Origin of the sequence: Pantanalinema rosaneae CENA516 (assembly GCF_050753385.1) — a bacterium.
GTDB lineage: Bacteria > Cyanobacteriota > Cyanobacteriia > Leptolyngbyales > Leptolyngbyaceae > Pantanalinema > Pantanalinema rosaneae.
The window spans coordinates 1-17,869 of record NZ_JBLZFZ010000094.1; the positions used below are offsets into that span (position 1 = coordinate 1).

At 48.7% G+C, this 17,869-nt stretch carries 18 protein-coding genes; 12 read left to right on the top strand and 6 right to left on the bottom strand.

Annotation, left to right across the window (positions count from 1 at the left end):
* The first annotated feature begins 71 nt into the window (after positions 1–71).
* Entirely contained in the window at positions 72–4,628 is a 4,557-nt protein-coding gene (locus ACN4EK_RS30350; protein WP_431662180.1) for a tetratricopeptide repeat protein, read from the top strand.
* 747 nt (positions 4,629–5,375) lie between these two features.
* On the opposite strand, the gene ACN4EK_RS30355 is transcribed toward ACN4EK_RS30350, so the two are convergent.
* Positions 5,376–5,546 (bottom strand): hypothetical protein, encoded by a 171-nt coding sequence (locus tag ACN4EK_RS30355; protein WP_431662181.1) that lies wholly within the window; start codon positions 5,544–5,546, stop codon positions 5,376–5,378.
* Between the two features lie 112 nt (positions 5,547–5,658).
* On the opposite strand from ACN4EK_RS30355, the gene ACN4EK_RS30360 reads away from it, so the two are divergent.
* The 9 genes from ACN4EK_RS30360 (at position 5,659) to ACN4EK_RS30400 (ending at position 11,121) form a co-directional block, all read left to right on the top strand.
* A complete protein-coding gene (locus ACN4EK_RS30360) occupies positions 5,659–6,123 on the top strand; it encodes a hypothetical protein (protein WP_431662182.1) in 465 nt (154 codons plus the stop codon).
* 58 nt (positions 6,124–6,181) lie between these two features.
* The gene (locus ACN4EK_RS30365; protein WP_431662183.1) at positions 6,182–6,571 is read left to right on the top strand and encodes a hypothetical protein; all 390 of its coding nucleotides are present in this window, start codon (positions 6,182–6,184) and stop codon (positions 6,569–6,571) included.
* Between the two features lie 88 nt (positions 6,572–6,659).
* Positions 6,660–6,926 (top strand): DUF2752 domain-containing protein, encoded by a 267-nt coding sequence (locus ACN4EK_RS30370; protein WP_431662197.1) that lies wholly within the window; start codon positions 6,660–6,662, stop codon positions 6,924–6,926.
* Between the two features lie 42 nt (positions 6,927–6,968).
* The gene (locus ACN4EK_RS30375; RefSeq protein ID WP_431662184.1) at positions 6,969–7,442 is read left to right on the top strand and encodes a type II toxin-antitoxin system VapC family toxin; all 474 of its coding nucleotides are present in this window, start codon (positions 6,969–6,971) and stop codon (positions 7,440–7,442) included.
* 400 nt (positions 7,443–7,842) lie between these two features.
* Positions 7,843–8,598 carry a DarT ssDNA thymidine ADP-ribosyltransferase family protein gene (locus ACN4EK_RS30380; protein ID WP_431662185.1) on the top strand — a complete coding sequence of 252 codons (756 nt, stop codon included), beginning with the start codon at positions 7,843–7,845 and terminating at the stop codon, positions 8,596–8,598.
* 8 nt (positions 8,599–8,606) lie between these two features.
* A complete protein-coding gene (locus ACN4EK_RS30385; RefSeq protein ID WP_431662186.1) occupies positions 8,607–9,650 on the top strand; it encodes a DarT1-associated NADAR antitoxin family protein in 1,044 nt (347 codons plus the stop codon).
* Between the two features lie 114 nt (positions 9,651–9,764).
* Entirely contained in the window at positions 9,765–9,995 is a 231-nt protein-coding gene (locus tag ACN4EK_RS30390; protein ID WP_431662187.1) for an addiction module protein, read from the top strand.
* On the top strand, positions 9,992–10,282 hold the full coding sequence (locus tag ACN4EK_RS30395; RefSeq protein ID WP_431662188.1) for a type II toxin-antitoxin system RelE/ParE family toxin: 291 nt from the start codon (positions 9,992–9,994) through the stop codon (positions 10,280–10,282). Before ACN4EK_RS30390 ends, ACN4EK_RS30395 begins: the two co-directional genes overlap by 4 nt.
* Positions 10,283–10,407: 125 nt before the next feature.
* Positions 10,408–11,121 (top strand): SMI1/KNR4 family protein, encoded by a 714-nt coding sequence (locus tag ACN4EK_RS30400; RefSeq protein WP_431662189.1) that lies wholly within the window; start codon positions 10,408–10,410, stop codon positions 11,119–11,121.
* Positions 11,122–11,332: 211 nt separating this feature from the next.
* Here ACN4EK_RS30400 and ACN4EK_RS30405 read toward each other — a convergent pair whose 3' ends face one another.
* Positions 11,333–11,494: a hypothetical protein gene (locus ACN4EK_RS30405; RefSeq protein WP_431662190.1), complete on the bottom strand. Its 162-nt coding sequence runs from the start codon at positions 11,492–11,494 to the stop codon at positions 11,333–11,335.
* Between the two features lie 493 nt (positions 11,495–11,987).
* Here ACN4EK_RS30405 and ACN4EK_RS30410 point away from each other — a divergent pair, with 493 nt between their 5' ends.
* Positions 11,988–12,974: an Hpt domain-containing protein gene (locus tag ACN4EK_RS30410; protein ID WP_431662191.1), complete on the top strand. Its 987-nt coding sequence runs from the start codon at positions 11,988–11,990 to the stop codon at positions 12,972–12,974.
* A gap of 8 nt (positions 12,975–12,982) precedes the next feature.
* Here ACN4EK_RS30410 and ACN4EK_RS30415 read toward each other — a convergent pair whose 3' ends face one another.
* Positions 12,983–14,743: an ABC transporter permease gene (locus ACN4EK_RS30415; protein WP_431662192.1), complete on the bottom strand. Its 1,761-nt coding sequence runs from the start codon at positions 14,741–14,743 to the stop codon at positions 12,983–12,985.
* Positions 14,744–14,923: 180 nt separating this feature from the next.
* Here ACN4EK_RS30415 and ACN4EK_RS30420 point away from each other — a divergent pair, with 180 nt between their 5' ends.
* Entirely contained in the window at positions 14,924–16,069 is a 1,146-nt protein-coding gene (locus tag ACN4EK_RS30420) for an ABC transporter ATP-binding protein (RefSeq protein WP_431662193.1), read from the top strand.
* Here the strand turns inward: ACN4EK_RS30420 and ACN4EK_RS30425 are convergent.
* From ACN4EK_RS30425 to ACN4EK_RS30435, 3 genes are all read right to left on the bottom strand, one after another.
* Complete coding sequence (locus ACN4EK_RS30425) at positions 16,029–16,439, bottom strand: hypothetical protein (protein ID WP_431662194.1); 411 nt, start codon at positions 16,437–16,439, stop codon at positions 16,029–16,031. The genes ACN4EK_RS30420 and ACN4EK_RS30425 overlap by 41 nt on opposite strands.
* A 142-nt stretch (positions 16,440–16,581) precedes the next feature.
* Positions 16,582–17,145 carry an NUDIX domain-containing protein gene (locus ACN4EK_RS30430; RefSeq protein ID WP_431662195.1) on the bottom strand — a complete coding sequence of 188 codons (564 nt, stop codon included), beginning with the start codon at positions 17,143–17,145 and terminating at the stop codon, positions 16,582–16,584.
* 4 nt (positions 17,146–17,149) lie between these two features.
* Entirely contained in the window at positions 17,150–17,680 is a 531-nt protein-coding gene (locus tag ACN4EK_RS30435; RefSeq protein ID WP_431662196.1) for a L,D-transpeptidase, read from the bottom strand.
* Positions 17,681–17,869 lie beyond the last annotated feature (189 nt).

Sequence of the window (17,869 nt, forward strand, 5' to 3'; positions counted from 1 at the left end):
AGATGTGTATAAGAGACAGATCTTCCTCATCCCCCTTACCTTCCCCACCCTCCTCATCTCCTTCACCTCCCTTGCCCGCCGCGCTCAAAGCGGCAATCCGTGAGCATCAAGCTGGACGAGTCCAAGAGGCTGAAGCACTCTGTCGGCAGTTAGTGGCAGAGCAGCCGGAACAGGCAGACGCTTGGCATTTACTGGGGTTGATTGCCCATCAGGATCGGCGGTTGGAGGAAGCGATCGCGCACTATCGCCGGGTGTTGATGCTGAATCCGAATCATCATGATACCTACAATAATTTGGCGGTGGCGTTTCATGAGCAGGGACGGTTAGATGAAGCGATGCCGTACTACGAAAAAGGATTGGCATTGAAACCGGATTATGCCGATGCCCATAATAACTATGCCAATGCTCTGCGGGAGAAAAGGCGGGAAGCGGAAGCGCTGCACCATTATCAGCAGGCAATTTCCCTACGACCGAATTACGCTGATGCCTATAACAATCTAGGCTTGTTGCTGTTCTCGCAGGAAAAATATCAGGAAGCGACCGAGTGTTATCGCCAAGCGGTGGAACTGCGACCGGAGTTTTCGGCGGCTCACAACCATTTGGGCAATGCCTTGAAGGAATTAGGTGACTTTGAGGGAGCGATTCAGCATTATCAACAGGCGATCGCGCTGAATCCCAATAATGCTAAGGCATACAACAACTGGGGCAATGTGTTTCGGGATCAAGGGGATTTACAGACAGCGATTCAGCATTACGAACGAGCCACGGCGATCGATCCGCAGTTTCCGGAAGGTCATTGGAACAAAGCCTTGACCCTGTTGTTAGGGGGCGATCTAAAGCGAGGCTTTGCGGAATATGAGTGGCGCTGGCATGTGAAGCTACCCACCTTTCAATCCCTGCGTCCATTTCCGGGTGAGCTTTGGGATGGGTCGCCGTTGCATGGCAAGACAATCTTCCTTCATGCCGAACAGGGCATGGGTGATTTGCTGCAATTTGTGCGTTATGTGGCGATCGTGACGAAACTGGGTGGACGAGTCATTTTGGAATGTCATCAGCCGTTGATTCACTTAATCCAGCAATTGCCAGATGTGCAGCAAGTAATTCCCTACGGTAGTCCACCACCGGTCTATGATGTCCAGGCTCCATTATTAAGCTTGCCACATATTTTAGGGACGACCCTGGAAACGGTTCCGGCGGATGTGCCGTATTTGTGGATTGGCGATCGTCTGGGAGATGCGGGAGTTAAGGAAGGTGGAGAAGATGGGGGAGTTAAGGAAGGTGAGGGAGATGAGGGGGAAAGGACTTTAACTCCGATACTGCCTGTCTCTCCCAATGCGCAGTTAAAGGTGGGAATTGTGTGGTCAGGAAATCCAGAGAATCCGTATAACCGCAGTCGGGCAGTACCATTATCGTTGTTATTGACATTAGCGGAGCTGCCGGGAGTGCAACTATATAGTTTGCAAAAAGATCCTACTACAACGGATTTAGAGTTTTTACAAGCTCATTCTGAAGTGATTGATCTACGCCATCACTTAAAGAATTTTGTTGATACAGCAACCCTGATTCATCAACTAGATTTGGTGATTAGTGTGGATACGGCAGTGACGCATCTTACGGGTGGATTGGGTAGACCGATCTGGCTGCTGCTCCCCTTTGCTCCCGATTGGCGCTGGATGCTCGATCGCTCCGATAGTCCCTGGTATCCCACGATGCGTATATTTCGACAACTGACTTACGCGGATTGGGAGAGTGCGATCGCTCAGGTGAAGACCGCGTTATTGCAGGAGATGGGAGATGGGGAAGGTAAGGGAGATAAGGGAGGTAAGGGAGGTAAGGGAGGTAAGGGAGATAGGGAAGGACGCGATCGATTGGTAGAGGGGTTGGGTAAGCGGAAAGGGAAGAAGCACCAGAAACGGCAGAAATCCCGCCAACACCAACCTGCTCCATCTTCCCCACCTCCCTCATCTTCCCCATCCCCTCAACTTTCCACGACACTCCAAACCGCCCTCCAACACTACCAACAGGGCAATCTCCAGGAGGCTGAACGGTTATATCGGCAGGTGTTGCAACAAGACCCAGATCAGGTGGAAGCACTCCATGCGATCGGGGTGATTGTTTGTCAGGCAGGACAGTTGGAAACCGCCGAAAACTATCTGCGTCGAGCTGTCACCTTACTACCACAGTTTGCTCAAGCCTGGGGTAATTTGGGTGGTGTGGTGCAGCAACGGGGGCGAGTGGAAGAAGCGATCGGGTATTACAAACAGGCGATCGCCCTTGATCCGTTGTATGCCGATGCCCATCAAAATCTGGCGGTTGCCCTTCAGGAACAGGAACGCCTGGAGGAGGCGATCGTCCATTGCCAACAGGCGATCGCGCTCAAGCCTCAAATTGCGGATCTCTACTACAATTTGGGATTCATGTTACGGCGGTTGAATCGGTTAGATGAAGCGATCGTCCAGTATCGGCAGGCAATTCAACGGCGACCGGACTTCGTGGAAGCGCATAAGAATCTTGGTCATGCCCTGTTACTGCAAGGCAAGTTTCCGGAAGGGTTCGTGGAATATGAATGGCGGTGGCAGCAGCAACATTGGTCGCGTCGTCCGTTCACCCAACCGGAATGGGATGGATCGCCGCTGAACGGCAAAACGATTTTGCTCCATGCCGAACAGGGATTTGGCGATACGATGCAATTTGTCCGGTATGCCACGTTGGTGCGCGATCGGGGAGGACGACGAGTGATTGTTGAAGCGCAAGCCGCGTTAGTTCGCCTGCTGGAAACCGCTCCTGGCATTGATCAACTGGTGGCGCAGGATACGCCATTACCTGACTTCGATGTCCATGCGCCGTTACTCAGTCTGCCGCGCATTCTTGGCACGACTCTCGATACTGTTCCCGCTACCATTCCCTACCTGCAAGCCCCGTCCCCACTTCCCCATCTCCCCATCTCCCCATCCTCATCCCTCAAAGTCGGCATTGCCTGGATGGGAAACCCCAATCACAAAAACAACCGTTATCGGTCTTGTACCTTAACGGATTGGCAACCCCTATTTAATCTGCCAGGAATTGAGTTTTACAGCTTGCAAAAAGGGGAGGCAGAAGCAGAATTAAACAGTTATCCAAACTTACCAGTGCAGGATTTAAGCCCTTATCTGAAGGACTTTGCCGATACGGCTGCCGCGATCGCTCAATTAGATTTAATCCTCACGATCGATACCTCCGTCGCTCACCTGGCTGGCGCACTCGGTAAACCCACATGGTTACTGTTGTCCTTCGCTCCCGACTGGCGCTGGATGATCGATCGTGACGATAGCCCCTGGTATCCCACGATGCGACTATTCCGCCAAACTGCTCCCGGTGATTGGGCAGGAGTCTTCGATCGCGTCAAACTCGCTTTAATCGCCCAGACGGATCACTTTACCCTCCCAACCTCCTCACCTCCCTCATTTTCCCCACCTCCCTTACTTCCCCTCACCCCACCTCCATCCCTATTCGCTACGCCATCCTCCTTGATTGGAATTGATTGGCAAATTAACGGTACTACCGAGTGGGGCATATTGGGCACAAATCTGATACTGCAACTATTACAGGATCAGCAATCTCAACCAACATTATTAGTCAACGCTGATCTGGAATCATTACCGCCCCTGTATCAAACTCGATTACGATCGCTCACTCCTACACCTCTGGATGCTGGTAGTTGCTTAGTCCAACGCTTAGATCATACGGGCACGATCGCGTCATCTCACTCTACAAATAGCCAATCTACTCGGCGCATGGGTATCGTCATGTTTACCAACACTAATTGGAGTAGTGATGCGATCGCGATCGCCAAAGATTTTGATCATTTGATTACCTACTCAACCTGGAATGCCAATATTTTGAAGCAACTGGGATTGCCACAGGTTGAAACACTGGTTTGGGGCATTGATCCAAGTTTGTTTCATCCGGCTCCTAAGTCGAATGTGTTTAGCGATCGCTTTGTGATCTTTTCTGGAGGTGATTTGAGTTATGCCAATGGTCAGGATATAACGATTGCGGCTTTCAAAGTGTTTCAGACTCGCCATCCTGAAGCCTTACTACTCACCAGTTGGCATAGTCATGATGCAACGACATTAACGGAATTCAATCAATCAGGATATGGGATTGACTTGCCGCAAGTTGGGGAAAATGGGCAGTTGGCGGTGTCGGATTGGTTCGTGAGGCATGGTGTCCTGCCAGATGCTGTGATCGATCTCGGTGCTGTGCCCTATACCTCACTGGGGCAAGTGCTCTGTGCGGCTGATGTTGCCCTCTTCCCGAATCGATCTCAGGCAACCAGCAACCCTGTTGCGATCGCGGCACTGGCCTGTGGCATTCCCACTATTCTGTCAGCGAATACAGGACATTTAGATTTGATTCGGCACAATCTTGGTTATCCTCTGCGATCGCAGGCGGCTGTTAAATCTTTTGCCGGAGTTGGGACAGAGGGGTGGGGAGAATCTGATCTGGAGGAAGTGGTGGAAACACTGGAACGCATTTACCGCGATCGCCAGGAGGCACTGAATCGGGCGCGATCGGCGGCGGAATTCCTGCGAGACTGGACATGGGAGCGGCAATGTGATCGCTGCATCAAATGGTTTCATCAGTGAAGTGATGGACATTTTTCGGGAGTTACACAGACTTTCAGCCTATCTCCCCATCACACGATCATTAGAGCGATCGCTATTTGTGATTTCGGCTGCTCCATTTGCTATTTCGGCTGCTCTGTTTACTGAGTGAGGAGCAGCGATCGCGGTAAAACTCTGATGATCGCGGTAAAACTCTGATGATTGAGGAACAACTTCCTGCTGCAACCTATAGCAGATAGAAACAACAACGCACTCCAGGCTTGATTTTCGGTAGACAGAAGCTTATCCACCCACGGCGAGAGCAGTGAGACATGCCTCATTCTGCATGCCCCATCTCTTTTGGGTGACGCTTGTTGTGAAATAGGCTGTATCAGCGAATCTATTGCACATAGGTTGCTTCAGCGCGGTAGGTATGGGGCTTGAGACGAAGGTATCACGCACCTGATTCAGCTATTTCCTAGACGGTAGCTTCATAGAGATAAATATATATATTGCATCTAATATTACGTTTTCCTATCTCCGTAATGAACCTGAAATTATGCGGAAAGATTCTTGCTAATCATCTTAAACAGCGTATTATGCAGAAATAATCGGCATAAGTAGTGATTTGGGATCTTAGGCTGAATCATTCAGCCTAAGATCCCAAATTGGGATCTTAGGCTGAAAAATTCCGTCTATTAATAGTTAGCCATCCTTGTTAGCTACGTTGAGAGGGGGTTCGTCGGCTCAGTAAAATGAGGTAATTGGGAGTATAGAAAGACACTCGTTTTATGGGTCAGAGTCAAGGGCGATCGTCTGGTTTGCTGCGTTGTTAGTATTTCGTTTTGTTCGCTGGGTTGCCAGTTTTGGGTTGGGTTGGATAAAGTTGTAGCGATCGGGGACAAGGATATCTAACAATGCTGTTGCAACGGATTGTTGGGGGGCGATCGTGGGTGTCAAAGCTCGTTTACAACCGCTGACTAGAACCGTTAGACCGCAGATCTTGGCGAGGAGGTAGTTGGGAGAATCTCTATAGGGCTTAACGCTCAAGTAAACAGTATGGGTAGGTAGAATGAAGAATTTTAGTCGTCTGGAGTATATCAAGAACGTAAATGACGATAACGATTGGGCATACAAGCAATACCCAGTCGGAGCTTACTTTCCCTTGAACTTCAAGAAGGGGGAAGGAGTGGATGCCCATGCATTGAACTTACCCAAAGGGGCATTCATCATCCTGTCCCAGAGGCCACCTACAGAAAGTGAGCGTTACCTAACCCATGTAGTTGAACTATCCAACGAAGGTGATGAAGACAAGCCTCAATGGGATTCTGGCATGTGGGGTATTTTTCGGTGGGTAAAGGTTCATTGGGTTGCCAATTTCCATGATTCCAGCAAGATCCCTATTGACAGAAACACAATGCAGGTGGATTGGGGTTGGTACGATACAAAGGCAAAATTGCTAACCAGTCCAAATTTAATGTCTAGGTGGAGCAGTATTGAGAATTTGAGGGCACACTTGGAAGGGGTGTTTAACTGATTGTTGGGCAAGATAAATCTTTTCGCAATTTCATAACGGCAAATTCAGGTACAACTTAATGGCAAGCAAAACTGTTTTTACGCAAGTGAAGACTACGCAATCTTTAGAGGAAGTCACCGACGCAGTTGTGATTGCGCTGCGTAGATTAGGTGGGCAAGTTATTCCTAGAGGTGGCACTATAGAGATTATTGACGGGAATGCAGGAGTATCCTGTGCATTTGTCGCTAAATTTCAGGCATTTGTTAGCATTACCCAGAATAAAAAGAAGGAAAATACTTTCGATATTGACTGCCAAATTCGTTGGTCTCCGAATAGTGTTTTCTGGCTCTGTTTGATTGCTGGTTTTTGTTTGGTCATTACTTGGATAGGAAATTTGCTTTATCTGTTTATTGATCCAGTACCCTCATATCAGCAAGCGTTAGATCGTGTTCAAGCAGAACTTGATTAAGCAAGTTAATTTCAATTCACTGATTATTTGGTTAATTGCTGCATTCGTGACAGTGATTATATTGGGGCTGCTGGTGATTCCATTTGATGTGTTAGAGCAAATACCTGATCTAAGTTTGTCTAGGCGATTGGGTATACCTTACTCACCGACCTATGGACTAACAAGAGCAATATGGTGCGTGTTTCATGGAAAACTTGCTTTAGCTGTGAAATATAACAGATTGGTTTATCTGTTTCTGCCAATGCTTGCAATACAGTACCTGGGGTTAGTACACCAGTGTTATTGCTATCATATGCCATCTAAAATTGAGGTCAATAGAAACTTTGGCGATAGAGCAGCCCAACATGATTCCTGAGCCTGACAGACGTAAAATGGAAAGACCCCAAACCTATTCCATATGAGCGAAACTGTCTACATCGAAACCAGTATCTTGGGATACCTCACAGCCAGATCAACCAAAGATCTGATTCTGGCTGCAAATATTGAGATCACAAGAGACTGGTGGGAATCTCGTCGAAACGCCTTTATTCTCTACACTTCGGAGGCTGTTCTAGACGAAGTGGCGCAGGGGGATGTGGAGATTGCCGCTCAACGACTGGAGATTTTGCATGATTTTCCCTTGCTGGCGTTGAACCAAGCAGTACAAGATTTAGCCGCACAATTTCTTGCCCGAAGCAGTCTGCCTCCAAAAGCCAAAGTTGACGCAATCCATATTGCCGCCGCAACTGTCCACGGCATGGATTACCTGTTAACTTGGAATTGTAAGCACATTGCTAACGCCCAGATCCAGGGGAAGTTGGCGGAGATTAGTCTCAATTTCGGTTATGTGTTGCCTATCCTTTGCACACCCAACGAACTAATGGGAGATTAGGTCATGTGGACAGATGAGATTGTTGAAGAGATCCACCGAATCCGCGAAGAGTACGCGAAGTCCTTGAACTACGATTTGGATGCAATCTTTGCAGACCTACGCAAGAAGGAAGCAGAAAGCGATAGAGAAATCGTGAACTTGTCGCGTAAGCCCGGTCTAACAACACGTTGGAGCGGACGGGCGAGAGATCTCGGTGGGGATGCAAAGGACACTAGCCACCGCTCAACTTAGCCGTTAGGCGGCTTGAGTTCTGGGTGAGGACGCAGTTAAGAAGCTACGGCTTCGGTGCTAACTTGGCGAAATTTCATAATTTAGTCTTGGATATATCTGAGAATTCAGCCAATGATGACAACGCCAGGGTTGTGTCTACTGATTTTCAACCCGTTGTGAGGCTAAAGCAATGACAAGCTTTTCTCGTTATTCTAAAAACGCCCGTGTGTCCGAGATTCAAAGAATCTGCATAGAACAAAAGATTGAAACATTGGTTCATTTTACACGCAGTCAAAACCTGTCAAGTATTTTGCAAAGGGGCTTGTTGGGGCGCAGCGTGCTTGAAGATCAGAGCTATGATATTCGTCCACAGTATAATGACTCATATCGCCTAGATGGATATAAAGAAGCAATCTGCTTAAGCATTAGCTTCCCCAATTACCAAATGTTTTATAAATATAGATGCAATAATGACCTTAGATTGGATCAGAAAGAGGGTTGGGTAATCTTGACTCTTGTCCCTTCTGTTTTGTGGGAGATGGACTGTAAGTTTTATACAGAAAATGCTGCATCGAATAATGCAAGAAATAGTGAGATCAATATGGATAGGAGCCAGCCTGTTGCGCTTAAACAGATGTTTCAAGATTATGGCTCTATGGAGAGATCCACTCTAGGTATACCTGACAACTTTACAACTCATCCTCAAGCTGAAGTCCTAGTCTTAAATTCAATTCCAGTAGACTATATACAGTCCGTCGATTTTTGCAATAGATCCATCGCTGAGCAATGGCTATCTCAGAACTCTCTACGAGAGGCAAGTTGTGTTCAATTCTACTATTCTGATCGTTATTTTTGTCCCAGGCAAGACTGGAAATTTTGGTCAACGCGCTCTTTGCCAAGCACTGCACCTGTGAATGATCTTAATTTTGACGATATTCCGTTTTAGGTAGTTATATGGCTTCTCGACCTATATTTATACCTGTTCTTAATTACCCATTTGTGGATCAGAGGTTGGTGGAATTTAAATGGCATTCTGGAATGGCAAAGGTTCAAGCTCAAAAATCTATTGCCTCTTTGCATGAAGCAGCAGCAAAGCAAAAGATCAGTCCTATTTTAGAAATATCTTCAAAATCAGCTAATTATTTAGGTGTTTCTCTAAGTGCTTTTAATCTCATGTTAGAAGTGCGAGGCAAGAAACTGTCAGTAGAGTGTGCTTATCAAGGAAGTAAAGTTTTCACTAACGGTGGTCCCTATACAGATCTATATTCTGCTTCTAGTAGAGATGCTAAGACTGATGAGCGATTACGTACTACTGGTGATTTTGTTGGATATTCATTTTTTGGAGAGCGCTTCCCAGATAAACCAGTAACAGCGTTTTATGATTGGCTATATTTGACAGCACTCTCACAAAATCTAGATTTAGCTAATAAACTTTTTGAATTTCAAGGCTTTTCAGACATTGTATTTAATCCCGATAAATCCTTAAATTGTCAAGCAAGAGCGGCAGCTTTATTTGTTGCACTCTACCAAAAAGGTGAAATCGAAAAAGCTTTAAACGATAAAAACTATTATGTCTCTCTAGTTACCAACCAGATTTCACAAACTTCTTATTCACTTGAAAAACAGATTGACATATCAGAAAAAGGAGAACAAGAGGAGAAACCATATTCTCTCCATAATTCTGAGGGGTTAGATAACCAAGATCCTGTAGAAGTTGCTCGATCTGTTGCCGATAATCAGGCTATTGATAGCCATTCTTCACTTCCAGATTATAATGTCTTCAGTAATTTTTTTCTGCCTAATATTGACGATATTCTTTCTGTAGATCGCAACAAAGAAGATATTGCTAAAATCTTGGGAATCTCTGAAAAATTGGCTGGCGAGTGGCTTAAGAGAGCAGAAGAGCTTGGCAAAATTAAAAAGCTTCAACGCCCAGTTCGATACATCGCTGTTTCACATATTTCTCACGAACAATTATCGGTCAATCTTCAAATATGAGCCTATACCAATCGACTCCTAGTAAATGCTTCAAGGTAGGTGGCTACTTCATCGAATTCTGGCATATTGAACTTTGCTACAATTGCATCAGAGTTTAGTGTTATGTGAGGTGTTATGCGATCTATTGAGCAATTGACTGAGGAAATATTGTCCCTGCCTAGTGAGTCAAGAGCACTCCTGGCAGACAAGTTGGTGGAAAGCTTGGAGTTCGACACCGACTCAGAAATTCAGGCAGTTTGGGTAACTGAAGCTAAGCGCCGACGAGATGAGGTGCGAGATGGTTCTGTTCAGCCAATTTCAGGCGAGGATGCTTTAGCGCAAGTCAGACGGCTGATTGATCCATGAGATATGTATTTCACCCTGAAGCGTTGAATGAGTACGCTGAAGCAGTTCAATACTATACAGAGCAGAGAGTTGAAGTTGCTCAAGCGTTCATAAATGCGATTGAGGATACAGTTTATCGGATCAGGGAGTCTCCAACCCGTTACGCTGAAATTGATGAAGATGTTCGGCGGTGTATGGCACGTAAGTTTCCATATGGTGTTCTCTATACAATTGAGCAGGACTACATTTTGATTTTGGCAGTTATGCATTGCAGTCGTGAGCCTGGTTACTGGAAAAGCCGCAAGTAGTCGAAACCGCCAGCCGCCTAACACTGCGCTGCAACGGACGGGACAGAGATTTTGGTTGTGTCTCCAATGTTGCCTGCCGCCGTTGAGCTTTACCGTTAGCTGTCACAAAATCCTCAGACCTAAGCATGGACAGTCCATCGTTGCTTCAAAATATCCCAACCCAACGTGAGGCAAGATGGCAATTGCTCAAGGAGCTTATTGCCGATTGGTATCCACCTCTGTTTAATGGGGACGGGTTTGATAATGCAACGATCGCCCTGGCAGAACAGGAATTAGGCTTTAGTCTTCCTTTGGCGCTCAAGGAGTGGTATGGCTTGGCTGGTCGGCGAGCAGATATTTGGTCGAGACAGGATGAGTTCAGTATTCCAAATGAACTGGCTCCCTATCGGAACTTTTTATCAGAGTCTCATCTCCTCAATGCTCAAGAGCGGCAAAGTTGCCAATCGACTCTCGTTTTCTATATTGAAAATCAAGGGTGTCAATTATGGGCAATCAAACTTGACGTCATCACAATGGATGACCCACCTGTCGTGATCACCCCGGGCGGCTGGAGCATTAACAGTCAGACGGTATCCGAATGTGCGCTTCAGCGGTTTGCCAGTGAGATTAAGTGGAGTGATCCAGTGCGGTGGATACATGGCATAGCAGAACCCGAATTACTGACTCGTATTCAGGATCATGTACCAAAGTTAGGACTTGCCGAATGCGGGCGAAAACTGCTGGTAAAAGTTCAGGATTATCTGTCGCCGATAGTTTTACTGTTATCCTCTTGTCGGAGATTTGAAGGGGTGACGCAAAGTTCTTTGAACGATCGCGGCGATGTCTCCACCATTAACTGAAATTAGTTAGCCAATGACCTGTTTGTTTGCGGAAAATACTGAAATGAGAAAGCAAACTCCAGTTTGAGAAAGCAAATGGTCAATTTGCTTGCGGAAAATACCAAAATGAGTCAGTCGATCGGCTATTTACTTACTCAAAACCTTGAAATGAGTTAACAAATAGGCAAAATGAGTTAGCCAAATGCCTATTTGCTGATAGAAAACATAGAAATCAGAAAGCAAACAGGCATTTTCTGAATTGAAATCGTTGCAAGTTGGAAGGGATCGCGCCACACGGCACCGCGATCGGCAGAAACCACATATTGCCAAATCCAGGCACGATCGACATCAGGATATTTACGCTCCAGTGCAATAGGTCAGTAAACCGAACCATAGCTGCAATCTAAGTTCTGATAGTGCAACTGTCGCACCGTTTATCGGTATAGGCTTTAAACTTATCCACGTCAGTTAACACTATTGACAAGGGTTGGTGCGATCGTTCACATCGTCACTACTCTAATTCAAAAACTTCATTGAAATAGCGGCGATTAGCAATCTGAGTTAACCCATCTATATACGCTTGCTGGCGAAGTTGCTGCTCCAGTTGCTTGATTTCACTAATTTCCATGAACACGACCCCAACTTGAGTTGGCTGAAGTGAGATAAAAGTTGGGATCAAGTGGGAATACTAGATCTAGACATCGGAGATCCCACGGGGTCTTGATGACTGGAAGTTTGGACGATGGGCTGAAGACTCGAAACGCAGGCTAACTGAATGGCTAAAACATCCACGATCGGTCAGCTTGATCAAACGATAGTTTCACGAGTGTCGTCTAGCGTTCCATCTGGAAATTTGATCTCACGTTAGCACTGAGAGGGACAGGGTTGTGCAGGCGACAAAACAGCAACAAATCGTGGTCTATTTTATCGAGGAAGCCAAAGAGCATCTCGATACGATCGAAAAGGGACTGCTCAACTTGCAATCTACAATGGCTGATTCAGAGCAGATGAATGAGCTATTTCGAGCGGCTCACTCGGTCAAAGGCGGGGCGGCGATGCTCGGATTTGGCAGCATTCAACGGGTAGGGCATCACCTGGAAGACTGCTTTAAGCTCTTAAAAGAAAACTCAGTCAAAGTCGATCAACAGGTGGAAACCCTATTTTTACAGGGCTTTGACACCTTAAAGGAACTGATCGAGGAACTGCAATCCCCCTATGGACTGCGGGAAGAAGATGCCATGCAAACCGTGCAGGCTGTAGAACCCGCTTTTCATGAACTGCAAGCCTACATTCTGCGATTGATTCAAGGGGGATCTGCTGCCCCGGCTCCTGCCCCAGCTAAAGCGGGTAAGGATATTGGTTCAGTGATTAACCAAGCCTTGAAGTTGATGCTGCAACTGTTTAAGCAGGGAGATACCCCAACCACCCGGCAACAACTGGCAACCCTATGTAGCCGCATGGGTCAGCTTCATGCCAGTGCTGAGTGGCGCAATGTGACTCAAACTGCCCAACAGGCGATAGCGAATGGCAAAAATTCCTATGCTGTCCTGGCTCCTGTCCTAATTAAGGAGTTAAAACAAGCCGGTGATCTATTGGTTGCTGGCAAACCCACGGCGATCGCTCCTGGTTCAAATCTCCAACGGCTGGTGACCGCTGCCCAACCGACGACACCCGCTGCCCAACCTGCTGTTCAACCAACGACGACGGCAGCCCCCGTTCAGCCAGTGCGAGCGGCGGTAGCCACGCCCTCCGGGAAACCCCAACAAATTTCTGTACCCCTGGAACCGCGAGCGGCGGCTAGAGTGTTGTTAGAGGCATTTAATAAAAACCAACTGATTGAACTGGCAGATTTTATTATGAAGGCGATCCAGTAGCTTGGGCATCAATCCGTTAAGGGCAGTTGCCGTTGGGTGCGAGCGTGAGCCAGTTTCCAACTGAGCAGGATGACAGGCAGTAAGCCGACGAGAACGATCGCCAGGGCAGGAGCGGCGGCTTCGGCTAACCGTTCATCGGATGCCAGGTTATAGACGCGGACGGCTAACGTATCGAAGTTAAACGGTCGCACAATTAATGTGGCGGGTAGCTCTTTCATCACATCGACAAATACCAGCATCGTGGCGGTTAACACGCCGCTCCACATTAATGGGGCATGCACCCGCACAAGGGTACTCATGGAGCTATGACCTAAACTGCGGGCGGCATCATCTAAATTGGGTTTGATCCCGGATAGGCTGGCATCCAGGCTACTGAATGACACGGCTAGAAAGCGAACCAGATAGGCAAACACCAGTGCCGCGATCGTACCACTCAGGAGTAAGCCAGTAGAAATCCCGAAGCTAGAGCGCATCCAGGCATCGATCGCATTATCGAAATTGCCGATCGGCAGCAATACCCCTACCGCAATCACCGAACCCGGTACAGCATAGCCCATTGCAGAGACTTGAGTGGCAAGACGCATCCCCCGTGTGGGTCGTAAGCGCAGTCCATAGGCAAGAATCACACCGAGTAAGACTGCAACGATCGCGGTGACGGCAGCTAAGGTGAAGCTGTTACTGGCAAAGCTCCAGAACGCATCTGCCGAACTACTGGCAGCGAAATCACTGCCGGAAAAATCATCGCTGGCATAGTCGTCGGCAGCATCAATATCGGGTGCTGTGCCCGAGATAGCTAGGGTCATCTGGAGTAATACCCCGGCTGGGATCAGGAAACCTAGTGAGATCGGGAGTAGGCAAGCCCCGATCGCGGCGATCGCCCGCCATCCCCGTAACCGATAACTCGATAGGGGTTGGACGGCATTGGCAGTTTGGTAATACTTGGCTTGTCCCCGTGACCAGCGCTCTAGCAGGATCAGTGCCAGGGCAAACAGGGTTAACAATGCCGCCAGTTGAGTGGCTGCCGGACGATCGCCCATGCCAAACCAGGTGCGATAAATTCCCGTGGTAAAAGTATCCACCCCAAAATATTGCACTGTGCCATAATCATTCAGGGTTTCCATCAGTGCCAGCGAGAGTCCGGCGGTAATGGCTGGACGAGCGAGCGGTAGGGCAATGGTGAAAAAGCTGCGCCAGGGACTGCAACCCAGACTGCGGGAAGCTTCTAACATGCACACCGATTGCGACAAAAACGCCGATCGCGCCAGCAAATAAACATAGGGATACAACACCAGGGTCAGCATAACGATCGCCCCCCACAGCGATCGCACATTTGGGAACCAGTAATCCTGAACGGTTTGCCAACCAAATATTTCCCGCAGTCCGGTTTGAACCGGCCCATAGAAATCCAGAATATCGGTATAAACGTAGGCCAGCAGGTATGCCGGAGCCGCCAAAGGCAGCAGGAGTGCCCACTCAAATAACCAGCGTCCCGGAAAGCGACAGAGGGTAACTAACCAGGCTGTGCCCACCCCAATCAAGGCCACGCCGCCGCCCACTCCCACCATCAGCAGCAGCGAATTAGTGAGATAAGTGGGCAGAACAGTGGTCGCCAGGTGATTCCAGGTGTCGCCAGAGTTGACGAAGATGGCACTCAGCACAACTAGAATGGGCGCGGCAATCAGCACTGCGATCGCTAGCACTAAAACTGTCCAGCCCCCTAACCGTGATTGGGCCGTATTGAGCGAACGAGTTTGGGGAAACAAAGTCATGACCGAGGGCGACCTGCCAGCTTAATGAGAATTATTCCGAAACTACTCTACTATACGTGGCGGAATTATTGATGATAAATTGCAATAGAGACGGAATCATAGACAGCCGTTTAGCGTCGCGACGCGGCATGAAGTCTATGATTCTATTAGGTTGGAGACATCGCAAGGGACTGGGTGGCAATGACTGAATCGGTAATTTTGCATTTGGAAGAGTTGACTAAGCAATTCTCCCCTGATCTGCCCCCTGCGATTCACCAGATTTCCTTGCAGTTACCGACCGGAGCGCTGCTGAGTTTGCTGGGAGCCTCAGGTTGCGGCAAGACTACGTTACTGCGATTAATTGCCGGATTTGAGCGACCCCAGTCGGGCACGATCGTCCTGAATGAGCAGCGTGTGGCAAGTCCCGATCGCTGGGTGGCTCCGGAACATCGGGATATTGGCATGGTATTTCAGGATTATGCCCTGTTTCCCCATCTGACGGTGGCGAAAAATGTTGCCTTTGGGTTAGTCCAACCGGGTCGCAAGCGGGGACGGCGGTATCCAGCCGAACAAATTCGGAAACTCACGACTGAAGCGATCGGGTTAGTTGGGTTAGCCGGGTTAGAACATCGTTATCCCCATCAACTGTCGGGGGGGCAGCAGCAACGGGTGGCTCTGGCAAGGGCATTGGCTCCCCGTCCCAGCCTAATCTTGTTAGATGAACCCCTGAGTAACCTGGATGTGCAGGTACGGCTACGGTTACGGCAGGAAGTCCGGGATATTTTGAAAACTACGGGGACGACAGCGATTTTTGTCACCCACGACCAGGAAGAGGCACTATCAATTTCGGATTATGTCGCGGTGATGCGCCAGGGACAAATTGAACAGTTTGGCACTCCAGAAACGATTTATCAGGAGCCTGCGTCTCGGTTTGTGGCGGAATTTGTCACCCAGGCGAACTTTCTACCCGCTCGATTTAATGGCAGCAGTTGGGAAACCGAGGTAGGTTGCTTTGAGGTCAAACCCCAGCCAGGAAGCGGTAGAACCGAGGGCAGCAGTAACCGTGAGTTGGGAGAACTGATGGTACGCCCGGAGGATTTGCGGTTAGAGCCAGATGATATGGCTTCGGTAGTAATTCGCGATCGCCAGTTTTTAGGGCGGGAACATCGGTATTGTTTGCTGACTCCATCCGGCAAAGAACTCCATGCCCGAATTGCTGCCAAAACGGCTTTTCCGATCGGGGCTCGGGTGCGGCTGTCAGCCACGGCGACCGCTCTACAGGTGTTTCCGACCACCCCATCGGGTACTATTCCGTCACTGGTTGGATATAGCGCTGATTCGCCCTGACATAGCACCGATCGGCCGATCGTTTCCCACGCACAGGCATCCAGGGTTTGCCAGTCCCATCTTTTGTATTCAGTAAGACTTCATCTGACCCGCCTCGGTAGACCTCTACCTGTAAAATCTCACCCTGGCGGTATTGGCGAACGATCGGCTGGTCGGTTCCCGGCTCCTGGCGACAGGGCAATTCGGTTGCCACAACTTGCCACAGTGATCCTGCCATTAAGGGACGTGGGGCTGTGCCTTGCACCGGGGTATCGTTGCGGTAATAGTCGCCTTGGACATCGGGTAAATTGGCGGTGGTTTGAGCGAACCCGGCAAGACTGGTCGTGCTGATTGCCAGAATGGTTAGTCCTGCTACGATTCGAGCGTTCATAGTTAGTTCGTTGATTAAATAATCTCTCTATAGAACGACTACCGCCTGGATAGTGAGGAATCAGGACAGCGATCGTAATTTCCTGCATCCGGCGCGAGTGCCTGGTTGCAAAACCATGCGATTGGGCTGAGGTAAGGTTTGACTATCTGATTCCAGCGATGGAACTGCGATCGAGCCACCATTGCAATACCAAGGCTCGACATTGTAAGCACGTCAAGGTTTGCAGTAATTGGCGAATGGCCTCAGGGGTAATCGCTACGTTCATGCCGACGCGATCGCTGGTTAGCTCAAACTCTGGCTGAATCTGAGCCATAAAGCCATATAGCCGCTGATTAGAGAACGAACTATTGACTGCCCAACCGTCAGGATTTAAAGGCGTGAGGTCAACGATCGCGGTGGGTGGCACCCCTAACTCGCGTTGCAAAATCAGGCGAGCGGCATCCTCAGGGGATTTGTCCTCTGGCAGTCGTCCACCGGGAAAATCAAGGCTGCACTGACTTATGCCGGGGCGATAGGCAGGAGGTGGCAGAATCAAGCGTTCTAACTGGATCGGTAACACAATCACGGAGTCCGCCCGTTCCACCCGCCAGTAGTCTAAGGGCTGTTGGCGATCGTCGATCAGATGTTCCCCAATCAGCGTAAACCAATGGGAACGGAGTTCTAAAAAGCGATCGCAGGTTTGCCAGTCTGATCCAGAAGTTGTCATTGAATTAATCGCGCACCACCACCGGAGTGCCAACTTTTGCCCAGTCATATAACCAACCAGCGTGATTGACTGCCACATTCACGCAGCCGTGGCTGACTGGAGTGCCAAAGTTATTGTGCCAGTAAGCGCCATGAATCGCGTACCCCCGGTAGTAGTACATCGTATAGGGCACATCCGGAACATCATAATCATCCCCTTGCATCCGGGCATAGCGATGCCGCGTTTGAATCGCAAACACCCCTTTAACCGTTGGAGTTGAAGATTTCCCGGTTGAGACAATGACGGCATAAACCGGAATGCCACCTTCCCAGGCAATCAACCGTTGGCTGGATAACTTGATCTCAATCCAGCGATCGTTCGATTGCTTCAAACTCGTAACTGCCTCAGCGATCTGTGTGGCTTGAGCTACTACCACTCCTCCCTGTGCCGTCGATCGTTCTGGCGCTATCACCAACTGGAGGCTTCCTAATAACACCAGCGAACTCACCAATCGCCCAATGCGATCGAACCAGGACAGGGGAAGGCGGGATTTCATATCACACGATTAATACTCCTAATTTCCATCGTAAATCTGCCAAAATTGGGCTGTCTCAGGATATTGCAAACCCTTAACGAAAGTTGTTCCCCGTTCATTGTTTCGATTTATCCCTTCATCACTCTCTTATCTCCTCACCTCCCCATCTTCCCACCTCCCCATCTTCCCACCTGTCTCTTATACACATCT